The sequence below is a fragment of the Streptomyces sp. NPDC059718 genome (genome assembly GCF_042733315.1).
GTDB lineage: Bacteria > Actinomycetota > Actinomycetes > Streptomycetales > Streptomycetaceae > Actinacidiphila.
On sequence record NZ_JBHWGA010000003.1, the window covers coordinates 41,392 to 53,310 of the forward strand.

Here is an 11,919-nt window from a genome sequence, read left to right on the forward strand (position 1 = left end):
CCGGGCGTAAGGTCGGTGGCGTGACCTCGACGAATCCCTTCCTCAGCCCGAGCACCCTCCCGTACGAGCTGCCGCCCTTCGCCGACATCCGCGAGGAGCACTACCTCCCCGCCTTCGAGCAGGGGATGGCCGAGCAGCTCGCCGAGACCGAGGCCGTCGCCGCGAACCCCGAACCACCGGGCTTCGAGAACACGATCGTCGCCCTGGAGCGCTCCGGAGACCTGCTGGACCGCGTGTCGAAGGTCTTCTTCAACCGCGCGAGCGCCGACACCGGTCCGGGCATCCAGGAGATCGAGGCCAGGATCAACCCGGCCCTCGCCGCCCACGCCGACGCCATCCACCTCGACCCCGTCCTCTACGGCCGCGTCAAGGCGCTGTACGAGACCCGCCGGGAACTCGGCCTGGACGCCGAGGCGCTGCGGCTGCTGGAGCGCTACCACACCCGTTTCGTCCGCGCGGGCGCCGAACTCACCGAGGAGGGCCGCGAGCGCCTGAGGGCGCTCAACGCGGAGATCGCGGAAGCCTCCACCGCCTTCGAGCAGAACCTTTTCGCCGACACCAAGGCCGCCGCCCTCGTCCTCGACGGCGCCGACGAACTGGCCGGGCTCTCCGCCGACGCCGTCGCCGCCGCGGCCGCCAACGCCACGGCCCTCGGCCACGACGGCCGGTACGTCCTCAGCCTGAAGAACTTCTCCAACCAGTCCGAACTGGCCTCGCTCGACGACCGTGCCCTGCGCCGCCGCCTGCTGGAGGCCTCGCTCGGCCGCGGCCTGACCTCCAACCGCGAACTCACCGCCCGCCTCGCCCGGCTGCGCGCCGAGCGCGCCGCCCTGCTCGGCTACGAGAACCACGCCGCGTACGTCGTCGCCGACCAGACCGCCGGCACCCCCGAGGCCGTGACCTCGCTGCTCGCCCGTCTGGTCCCGCCCGCCGTCGCCAACGCCGAGCGCGAGGCCGCCGCCCTGACCGCCGCCTCCGGGCTGGAGGACTTCTCCGCCTGGGACTGGACGTACTGGTCGGAGAAGGTCCGCAAGGCGGAGTACGACATCGACACCGCCGTCATGCGCCCCTACTTCGAGCTGGACCGGGTCCTCCAGGACGGCGTCTTCTTCGCCGCCGGCCAGGTCTACGGTCTGAGCTTCACCGAGCGCGCCGACCTCGCCGGCTACCACCCCGATGTCCGGGTCTTCGAGGTCTTCAACGCCGACGGCTCGCCCCTCGGCCTCTACCTGGGCGACTACTTCGCCCGCGCCTCCAAGCGCGGCGGCGCCTGGATGAACAGCCTGGTCGACCAGTCCGCGCTCTTCGGCCGCAAGCCCGTCGTGGTCAACAACCTCAACGTCGCCAAGCCCGCCGCCGGCGAGCCCGCGCTGCTCACCTACGACGAGGTCAACACCCTCTTCCACGAGTTCGGCCACGCCCTGCACGGCCTGTTCTCCGACGTCCGCCACCCCTTCTTCTCCGGTACGGCCGTCCCGCGCGACTTCGTCGAGTACCCCTCCCAGGTCAACGAGATGTGGGTGACCTGGCCGCAGGTGCTGGCCCACTACGCCCGCCACCACGAGACCGGCGAGCCCATGCCCGCCGAACTGGTGGCCCGGATGGAGGCCGCGGAGCGGTTCGGGCAGGGCTTCCGTACGGTGGAGTACCTGGCGGCCGCCGTCCTCGACTGGGCCTGGCACACCATCCCGGCCGGCCACGACCCGGGCGACGCGGAGGAGTTCGAGGCCGCCGCCCTGAAGGAGGCCGGGCTCGCGCTGCCCGCGATCCCGCCGCGTTACCGCAGCACCTACTTCGCGCACATCTTCGCCCACGGCTACAGCGCCGGGTACTACTCGTACATCTGGAGCGAGGTGCTCGACGCGGACACCGTGGAGTGGTTCAAGGAGAACGGCGGCCTGCGGCGCGAGAACGGCGACACCTTCCGCCGCGAACTGCTCTCCCGCGGGGGCAGCGTCGACCCGATGGCCGCGTTCGAGGGCTTCCGGGGCCGTGCGCCGCGCATCGAGCCGCTGTTGACGCGCCGCGGCCTGACCGGCTGACCGCCTGACCGGCTGACCGCCTGACCGCCTGACCGGCTGACCGGTTGACCTCTCTCCGGGGTCCTTCCCCGGCCGAGGGACGGCGACGGCGTCCGTTGCGTCGTCCCGCCGCTTCCCGCCGGGCCGGTGGCCGGCGAGGCCCAACGCCTCGTCGGCCGACCGGCGGTGGTGCCCGGCGGGGCGGGACCCGCGATCCCCTGAGGCGCTCCGGGCCGCCCGATCGGACCCTTGGCGCAGACCTATCAGGAATGATCTATACCGGATCGGTCACGGCAACATTACAGACAGCTTTTGTCTCTGCGCGCATGGTGAACCTCTGTCACGGTGTCTTCACAACCGAGCCTCAGGGGGTTCACCATGTCTCAGCCGTCGCACGCCTCGCCACCGGGCCACCACCCGCCGCCCCAGGAGCCGGACTGGAGCCGGCCGCCGAAGAAGACGGGGGCGGGGAAGATACTTGGTTTCGGGATCGTCGCCATCGTCATCGTCGTGGGCGGCAGCGTCGCCTTCGCCCTCAAGACCGGGGACGACAAGGGCGGTTCGGGGGGTGACTCCTCCGCGGTCAGCGCGTCCCCGGCCGAGGACAGCGGCGGGAAGGCGGCCCCGGGTGACGCGAAGGTCACCTCGTGCGGCCTCGCCGACTTCAGCAAGTTGCCCACTGCCGAGGTGACCCTCACCAACCACAGCTCGGAGACCTCCGACTACCAGGTGCGCATCGAGTTCGTGGACGGCGGCGGAACGCGCATCGCCCAGGCCGTCGCGACCACGACGGGCCTGACCGCGGGGGACGAGGCGCAGACGAGCGCCCAGGGGAGCGACCCGGCCTCCGGCGAGATCGACTGCAAGGTCACCGAGGTCCTGCGCAAGGCGAGTTGACCCCTCGCCCGCCCTGCCGCCGAGGGTGAGCGCGTGGCACACTCCGCCTCCCCCTCCGGCAGCCGGTGACTCCGTTTCGCCTTCCGGACCCCGCGGCACGCGACCGCGGGGTCCGTCCGGCGGGACGGCGCGCAGTGCCCGCGGGCGCCCGGCCGGGACCCGTGGCACCAGGTGACGGGCCTGCCCGCCGACCGGCGAACGACGGTGCACCCGGGAGCGCTTCCCGCCGAGGCCGTCGCCGTGCGGGCGGGAGCCGGATTCCGTGAAGGTTCCGCATGGGCCCCGACACCCTCCAGGTCGCGGCGAAATGGCGGAAAAGCGTCACGGACGTGCGGTAACCCCGGGTGGGTCCCCTCGTCTCACGGACCGTCCCGGTCGCCCTGGGGTGTCGTGCGGGGACGGTCCGTGTCGGACCACCCGCCACGGGCCCTCGTTCCGGTGCGGAGCGTCACCGATGCCCTGATCCTGATTACCTTGCGTGGACCTGCACGTTTCGTTCATCTTCTCTCCGTTCGGCCTTCACTCTTCCTTGAACGCAGCCCCCTCATGGGCCGCGACTGTCAGTGCCGCCTGAGGACGTATTTCGGCCTGGGGCACAACAGCGCGAAGGGGAGGGAGGTCGGCCGCCATGGTCCGGCCACGCGTTCTGTACATGTCGGCTCACAGTGGTGGCAGGTACCTGCCACAGGCCTCATCGCCTGCGGGACCGGGGAGCCCGGAGGATCCCGGGCCCTCCGCAGAGGTCCCGTCGCGTACGGCGAGACCCGACAGGGGAGCCAGACCCGACGGCCAGGACCGCCGCGGTCGTGACGACCGCGGCGACCGGGCCGACCGGGCCGACCGGGCCGGGGCGCCGGTCAGCGCGGTCGGCTGGCGGCTGGTCGGCGCCAACAACCGTGAACTGGGCCGCAGCGCGGGCACCTACGCCTCCCTCGCGGAGTGCCAGGCCGCCGTGCTCCTGCTCCGCGAGCACATCGGCCAGGTCCGGGCACAGCTGTCCATGGCCGACGCGGGCGGCACCTGGACGTGGCGCGTCGAACTCGGCGGCAGGAACGTCGCCGTGTCCGGGCGGACGTACCACCGCCTGCGCGAGTGCCAGCAGAACCTCGGCCTCTTCCTGGCCGCGGTCACGGTCGCCGAGATGACCGAGGGCACGGCCCACCGCCCACGGTTGCGCGGCCTGCGCGCATCGGCGCCCGCGCGGTCTACGCGAGAAGAACCGGACGAACCCCGCGGCGGGCGGGCCCGGCGGGAGACCGCCGTGCAGGCTCCCCCGGTCGCACCCACCGCAGCAACCGCAGCAACCGCAGCAACCGCAGCAACCGCGCCTGCCGGGACCCGGGTCGGGGCGGTGGCGCGATGACCTCCCTCGTTCCCGGTCTCACCGGCTCGGAGCCCGCTCCCGCCACCGAGGACGTACCGCGCGACATCCGGTCGTCCGCCGAGCCGGCCGACCGCGTCTTCCGCACGGTCGCCCGGGGCAGCGGTGCCGCGGTGCTCGCGATCATGCTGCTGGTCGGCTTCTTCCTCACCTACCGCGCCTGGGAGGCGCTGAGCGTCGCCGGCTTCTCGTTCCTCACCACCACCGCCTGGGAGCCCGACTCCCACCACTTCGGCATCGCGGCGGTGCTCACCGGCACGGTGCTGATCGGCCTGGTCGCCATCTGCTTCGCGCTGCCCCTGGCGCTGGGCACGGCGCTGTACATCTCGGAGTACGCCCCGCGGCGGCTGAAGCGGTTCCTGGTCAGCCTCGTCGACCTCATGGCGGCGGTGCCGAGCGTGGTCTACGGCCTGTGGGGGGCGTTCTTCCTGCAGGGCCACGTCGTCGGACTCTCCCGCTGGATCTCCACCTACTTCGGCTGGATCCCGATCTTCAAGGTGAACGGGGCCGAGCCGCACAACCCGCTCGCGAGCATGACCGTCTACACGTCCTCCACCTTCATCGCCGGCATGGTGGTGGCGCTCATGGTCACGCCGATCGCCTGCTCGGTCATGCGTGAGACGTTCTCCCAGGCACCGCCCGGCGAGCGCGAGGGCGCGTTCGCCCTCGGCGCCACCAAGTGGGGCATGATCCGCTCCGTCGTCCTGCCCTTCGGGCTCGGCGGCGTGATCGGCGGGACGATGCTCGGCCTCGGCCGGGCACTGGGCGAGACCATCGCGGTCTACATGATCATCTCGCCGGTCTTCGAGATCCAGCCGCACATCCTGCAGAACGGCGCCATCTCCGTGTCGTCGCTGATCGCCCTCCGCTACGGATCCGCGAGCGAACTCGGCATGTCGGCCCTCATGGCCGCGGGTCTCGCCCTCTTCGTCATGACCCTCATCGTCAACTTCATCGCCTCCTCGATCGTGGCGCGCAGCCGCTCGGGCGCGGGGGCGGAGGCCTGAAATGACCGATCTCCTCAAGACACCGCGGACGACGACGCCGATCCGCGAGGACGACGCGGGGCCGGAGGTGCGCCGCAGCACCTCGCCCGTGACGGCGGAGGACCGGCTGGCACTGGCCGGCGCACTGGCCGGTTCCGTGGCCCTGACGTTCGTGCTGTTCGGCTGGATCGCCCCGTTCGACTCGCTGCTGGGCTTCGTGGTCGTCGCCTACGTCCTGTTCATCGGCCTGTACGCGGTGCTGGTCTCCCTCGACCAGAACCGCGTCGCGGTGCGCGACCGGGTCGCCGCCGTGATCTGGCAGAGCCTGGCGACGCTGCTCCTGCTGGCCCTGCTCTTCGTGGTCGGATACGCCCTGTACCGCGGCAGACCCGCGCTGACACACCTCAACTTCTTCACCCAGAACATGGGGGGCACGGGCCCTCTGGCGCCGCTCACCCAGGGCGGCGTGCTGCACGCGATGGTCGGCACCCTGGAGCAGATCGGCATCGCGCTGGCGATCACCGTGCCGCTGGGTCTGATGTGCGCGGTGTTCCTCAACGAGGTTCCGGGCGCCTACGCCCGCTTCGTACGGACCGTCGTCGAGGCGATGACCGCGCTGCCGTCGATCGTGGCGGGCCTGTTCATCTACGCCACGTTCATCCTCATCTTCCACTTCGAGAAGTCCGGCCTCGCCGCCGGGCTCGCGCTGAGCGTGATGATGCTGCCCATCATCATCCGCGCGGCCGACGTGGTCATCCGCCTGGTGCCGAGCTCCCTGCGCGAGGCCTCCTACGCGCTCGGTTCGGGACAGTGGCGCACGATCTGGACCGTGGTGCTGCCGACCTCCCGTTCCGGTCTCACGACCGCGGTGATCCTGGGCACCGCCCGCGGCATCGGTGAGACCTCCCCGGTGCTGCTCACCGCCGGATCCAACCCCTCGCTCAACGCCGACCCGCTGAGCGGGCCCCAGGTGTCACTGCCGCTGGCCACCTTCCAGTTGGTGGCCTCTCCCCAGCCCAACATGATCGCCCGCGGGTTCGGCTGCGCAGGGCTGCTGATGGCGCTCGTGCTGCTGCTGTTCCTGCTGGCCCGCGTCCTCGGCGGCCGCGGCCCGGGCGAGCTGTCCCGCGGCCAGCAGCACCGGCGGGTGCTGGCCTCCCGCCGTGACGCGGAGCGCATGAGCCGCCGTCCGGATCCGCTCGCGCAGGCCGCAGCCGCAGCCGCAGCCGCAGCCGCGACCGGGACCCGGCCGTGACCGTCCACCCCGCCCGCACGCAGGGCACCGACCGCACCGATCAGGAGTCACCCGCCATGCCCGGAGCACGTCCGGCACCGTCCGAACGTTCCCGCGTCAGAGCTCTGACCGCCCTCGCCCTGATGCTGGCGGCGCTGCTGTTCGGCGCCTCGCTGCCCGTCGCCGAGGAGGCGGCCGCCGCGACGTACGTCCCGATCGCGGGCGTCGGCTCGACGTGGAGCCAGAACGCCATGGACCAGTGGACGGCCAACGTCCAGCAGTACAACATGAAGGTCACCTACACCGGGACCGGCTCCTCCGACGGCCGCAACCAGTTCCGCAACGGCACCGTCGACTTCGCCGTCTCCGAGATCCCCTACGGCATCAAGGACTCGGGTGTCGTCGACACCCCGCCGCGCCGCAAGTACGCGTACATGCCGATCGTGGCCGGCGGCACGTCGTTCATGTACAACCTCAAGATCGGCAACAAGCAGGTGACCAACCTGCGGCTGTCCGGCGAGGTCATCACCAAGATCTTCACCGGTGTCATCAAGACCTGGAACGACCCGGCGATCAAGAAGGACAACCCTGCGCTCGCGGCCTCGCTGCCCGCGCGTCCGGTCGTCCCCGTGGTCCGCTCGGACGGCTCCGGCACCACCGCGCAGTTCACGACCTGGATGGCCAAGCAGTACGGCGGGCTGTGGGACGACTACTGCCGCAAGGCCGGCCGCACGACACCGTGCGGCACGACGTCCATCTACCCCAAGATCCCCGGATCCTCCGCTGTCGTCGCCCAGGCGGGCTCCAACGGTGTCTCCGGCTACGTCGCCGCGCAGCGCAACGTCGGCACGATCACCTACGTCGAGTACTCCTACGCGAAGGTCACCACGCACTTCCCGGTGGTCAAGGTGCTCAACAAGGCGGGCTGCTACGTCGAGCCGACCGACAAGAACGTGGCGGTGGCGCTGCTGAAGGCGCAGATCGACGACCAGACGCTCACCCAGAAGCTGGACGGCGTCTACAACGACACCGACCGCCGGACCTATCCGCTGTCCAGCTACAGCTACATGATCATTCCCACCAAGGTCGAGAACAACTTCAGCGAGCTGAAGGGCAGGACCCTCGGCGCGTTCGCGTACTACTTCCTGTGCGAAGGCCAGAAGAGCGTCGGCAAACTCGGGTTCTCCCCGCTGCCGATCAACCTGGTGAAGGCCGGTCTCCAGCAGGTGCGTCGCATCCCCGGGGTCGACGTCGAGTCGATCGACGTCAAGAAGTGCCAGAACCCCACCTTCTCCACCGACGGCACCAACACCCTGGCCAAGAACGCGCCCTACCCGGCGGCCTGCGACAAGCAGGGTTCCAGCCAGTGCGCCACCGGCACCGGCGGCAACAAGACCCCGACCACGGTCCGCGGGGGCTCGGGTTCCTCGGGCGGCTCGGGCTCCGGCGGTTCCGGCAGCGGTACCAACGGCGGCACGAACGGCAGCGGGAACGGTTCCTCCGCGGGCGCGAACGGCGGTGGTACGGACGGCACGTCGTCCGGCGGTGCCGACGCGAGCGCCTCGCCGTCGGTCGACCCGGACACGGGACAGGTGATCGCGAACGACGCTTCGGCCACCGGCGGCGACGACGGGGCGTACGCCACGTCGGTGACCACCTCCAGCAGCATCGGCGGCGGCACGCGCACCGCCCTGATGGTGCTCGCCGCGGTGCTGCTGCTGGCGCTGACGGTCGGGCCGCCGCTGCTCACGTCGCTGCTGAACACGAAGCGGAGGCGGTCGTGATCCCCTCGCGCTTCCGCCGGGCGGCACATCGCGCCGTACTCGTCGCCTGCGCCTTGGTGATGGCCGCGGCGGCCGCGCCGGCCACCGTCTCGCAGGCAGACTCAGGCTCCGAGATGACCGTCTCCGGCAAGGGGGAATTCGCCGGTCTCAAGGTGACCGTCGACCAGACGAGCAGCCTGGTCAACCAGGTCGTGAAGATCACCTGGAAGGGCGCGGTCCCCACCGTCGACGACAGCAAGTACCCCGCCGACTACCTGCAGATCATGCAGTGCTGGGGCGACGACCCCTCGGGCCCGAGCCCCGAGCAGTGCCAGTTCGGCGGTTCGGCCGACCTCGGCGCGGGCACGGGCGGGCAGGCGGCCGGCGCCTGGACCAACACCCGGCAGCTCAGCTACGGCGGCCTCAAGGACCCCGCGCAGACGCTCCCGGCGCCCGCACCGGGCAGCAGCATCTCGTTCGCGCCCTTCCGCGCCGTGAGCGGAGACGTGTTCGACAGCGGCAACACCAACGATTTCTTCGACTCGAACACCACCAACGAGGTGCCCTACGCGCGCACCGGTTCCAGCGGCACCGGAGAGGTGTACTTCGAGGTCCAGACCGCGGCGGAGGCCCCCGGTCTCGGCTGCGGGGACGTCCCGAAGGGGAAGTCCGGCGCGCGCTCGTGCTGGCTCGTCGTCGTCCCCCGTGGTGAGACGGAGGTCGACGGGACCTCGTACCGGGCGCAGTCGGACGGCCTGCTCCAGTCCTCGCCGCTGTCGGCGACCAACTGGAAGGAGCGCCTGGTCTTCCCGCTGCGCTTCGAGCGCGCCGGCGCCTACTGCCCGATCGGGGCCGCCGAGCGTCCCACCCTCGGCACCGAGATGGCCGCCGAGGCCGTGCACCGCTGGCAGCCCACCCTCTGCCAGACCGGCAACAAGACCATCTACGGCTTCGCGCAGGCCGGCGACGTCGGCGCTCGCGAGAACCTGACCGTGGACGAGCCGGGCATGGTGTTCCTCAACCGTGCGGCGGATCCGGCCACCTTGCCCCCGGACACCAAGCCTGTCTACGCGCCGGTGGCCCTGTCCGGGCTGACCCTCGGGTTCTTCATCGAGAGCCACGCGGCGTCCTCCGCCTCCGAGGAGGTCCACGCACGCAACGGCAACCGGCTGACCTCGCTCAACCTCACACCGCGACTGGTCGCCAAACTGCTCACCGAGTCGTACCAGGACGGCAACTCGCGCTTCGCCGAGAGCACCGCGAAGAACCCGTACAACCTGGGGCACGACCCGGAGTTCATCAAGTACAACCCCCGCTACGAGGACCTGGACTTCCTCGGCGCCCTCGGCGACGCGCTGGTGCCGCAGCCGCTCTCCGACGCGGCCTCGCAGCTGTGGAACTGGGTCGACAGCGACCCCGCCGCGCGGGAGTTCCTCGACGGCACGCCCGACAACGAGGGCAGCCACGGCGATCCGGGCTTCTCGGGCATGACGGTCAACCCGAACTACAAGGGCCTGGACCTGCCCGTCGACGGCTTCCCGAAGAGCGACCCGTACTGCCAGCAGTTCCCGGACCACCCGGACCAGCCGCTGTGCATCCTGGACAAGCACCCCTACGCGACCGACATGAAGAACGCGGCCCGCTCCGCCGCCCGCGGCGACACACTGGCCCGCGGCAACTGGGACCCGACCAGCCAGCCGCCCGCGTACAAGAAGGATCCCCCGCAGCCGGCGGGCCGGCGGGCCATCCTCGCGGTGACCGACACCGCGACCGCCCGGCGTTACGGACTGGTGACGGCCAACCTGCAGAACGCCTCCGGCGCGTTCGTGGCACCCACCGACGCGGCCATGCTCGCTGCGCAGAAGGCGATGAAGCCCGGCCCGGTCAGCGGGGTCCTGGTGGGCGACCCCAAGGCCCGGGCCAAGGACGCCTACCCGCTCACGCTCCTCACCTACGCCGCCACCATCCCGGAGAAGCTGTCCAAGCAGGAGGGCCGCGACTACGCCGCGCTGCTGCGGTACGCCGCCGGGAAGGGCCAGGTGCCCGGAGTGACCGCCGGCACCCTCCCCGACGGGTACGCCCCGCTGCCGGCGTCGCTGCGCAAGCAGACCGAGTCGGCCGCCGACGCCATCGTGTCCCGGTCGGGCCCCTCCGCGCCCGAGGAGGAGAGCGAGAACACCTCCGGCGGCACGGGCGGCGGTGGCGGCGGTCAGACCGTCGACACCCCGCCTTCCCCGACGCCTTCCTCCTCGCCCTCGACGAGCACCCAGGTCCCCACGGCGCCGCCGGTCCCCGTCGCGGCCGACGTCCCGCTGTCCCGCACGCCCGAGTGGGTGCTGGGCGCCGTGCGCTACGTCCTCCTGATCGCCCTGGTCGCCGGGCTCGTCGCGGCCGTCTGCGGCCCCCTCCTGCCGAGGGTGGCGCCGCGGCTCGCGGCAGGTCTGCAGACCTGGCGTGCCAAGGGAACGTCCGGCCGAGAGCCGAGGGGGTGATGCCCGAACCCGAGACCACGACAGGTCCGCGCCAACGAACTGTCTGAAACAACCGTGCCGGGCACCACCCGGCGCAAGCCTATCCGAGAGGTAAACGCAAGTGAACATACGCAAGTTCGCGGTGGCCGCCGTCGGCGTCGCCGGTCTGCTCACCGGCACCGTCTGCGCCAGCGTCGCCGTCGCCGACCCTTCCGGCGCCCCGGCCTTCCGCCAGCTGTCCGGTGTGGGCTCCGACACCACCCAGGACGTCATGAACGGCATGGCCCAGTCGATCACGATCGGCGGCCAGAAGGTGATCGGCTCCTACGACGCCACCGGTTCGGCGAAGATCACCACCAAGAGCGGCACGACCTGCACCATCGACCGCCCGAACGGCTCGGGTGCCGGCCGCAACGCGCTGGTCGCCTCCCTGCAGGCGAATGACAACTGCCTCGACTTCGCCCGTTCCTCCAGCCTCAGCCTGGGCGCCGTCGACCCGGACCTCACCTACGTCCCGTTCGCCGTGGACGGCGTGACCTACGCGATCACCGGCTCCAGCCAGATCCCGCGCAAGCTCACGCTGAACGACCTCAAGCAGATCTACACCTGCAACAAGGACTACGTGGGCACCGCTCCCAACTTCACCATGACCGCCTACCTCCCGCAGGCGGGCTCCGGCACGCGCAGCTTCTGGGAGTCCACCGTCGGCATCTCGGACACCGACGTGAAGAACGGCATCTACCCCTGCATCAAGGACGCCAAGGGCGGCAACCCGGTGCAGGAGCACGACGGCCGCATCCTCGACGACAAGTCGATCGTGCCGTTCTCCATCGCCCAGTACAACTCGCAGTCCACGCAGACCATCGCGGACCTGCGCGGCAAGGCGGTCCTCGGCACCATCGACGGCCTGGCGCCGACCGTGCTGAACAGCAGCTTCGGTGTGAAGCGCGACGTCTACAACGTGATCCCGACCAGCAAGGTCGGCACCGCGCCGTGGAGCACGGTCTTCGTCGGCTCCAACTCGCTGATCTGCCAGAAGACCGACGTGATCAACACCTACGGCTTCGCCGCCAACGCCAACTGCGGTGACACCAGCAAGCAGACCCCCTGATCCACGCCCTGCTGTCTCCGTCACTTCCGCAACCTCCGAAGAGGGAGAACACGAC

The 11,919-nt window shown here is 70.9% G+C and carries 8 protein-coding genes; all 8 read left to right on the plus strand.

Going from position 1 to position 11,919, the window contains the following annotated elements; genetic code table 11:
• Positions 1-20 precede the first annotated feature (20 nt).
• Positions 21-2,042 (plus strand): M3 family metallopeptidase, encoded by a 2,022-nt coding sequence (locus tag ACFV3E_RS05015; RefSeq protein ID WP_500369407.1) that lies wholly within the window; start codon positions 21-23, stop codon positions 2,040-2,042.
• Positions 2,043-2,399: 357 nt separating this feature from the next.
• Positions 2,400-2,918 carry an FxLYD domain-containing protein gene (locus ACFV3E_RS05020; protein WP_500533424.1) on the plus strand — a complete coding sequence of 173 codons (519 nt, stop codon included), beginning with the start codon at positions 2,400-2,402 and terminating at the stop codon, positions 2,916-2,918.
• Between the two features lie 652 nt (positions 2,919-3,570).
• On the plus strand, positions 3,571-4,281 hold the full coding sequence (locus tag ACFV3E_RS05025) for a hypothetical protein (RefSeq protein ID WP_500533425.1): 711 nt from the start codon (positions 3,571-3,573) through the stop codon (positions 4,279-4,281).
• Entirely contained in the window at positions 4,278-5,306 is a 1,029-nt protein-coding gene (gene pstC / locus ACFV3E_RS05030; protein ID WP_500533426.1) for a phosphate ABC transporter permease subunit PstC, read from the plus strand. Before ACFV3E_RS05025 ends, pstC begins: the two co-directional genes overlap by 4 nt.
• 1 nt (position 5,307) lies before the next feature.
• Complete coding sequence (gene pstA, locus ACFV3E_RS05035; RefSeq protein ID WP_500533427.1) at positions 5,308-6,540, plus strand: phosphate ABC transporter permease PstA; 1,233 nt, start codon at positions 5,308-5,310, stop codon at positions 6,538-6,540.
• Between the two features lie 56 nt (positions 6,541-6,596).
• Complete coding sequence (gene pstS / locus ACFV3E_RS05040) at positions 6,597-8,303, plus strand: phosphate ABC transporter substrate-binding protein PstS (RefSeq protein ID WP_500533428.1); 1,707 nt, start codon at positions 6,597-6,599, stop codon at positions 8,301-8,303.
• Positions 8,300-10,774 (plus strand): hypothetical protein, encoded by a 2,475-nt coding sequence (locus ACFV3E_RS05045; RefSeq protein ID WP_500533429.1) that lies wholly within the window; start codon positions 8,300-8,302, stop codon positions 10,772-10,774. Before pstS ends, ACFV3E_RS05045 begins: the two co-directional genes overlap by 4 nt.
• A 100-nt stretch (positions 10,775-10,874) precedes the next feature.
• Positions 10,875-11,864 carry a hypothetical protein gene (locus ACFV3E_RS05050; protein ID WP_500533430.1) on the plus strand — a complete coding sequence of 330 codons (990 nt, stop codon included), beginning with the start codon at positions 10,875-10,877 and terminating at the stop codon, positions 11,862-11,864.
• Positions 11,865-11,919: the final 55 nt, after the last annotated feature.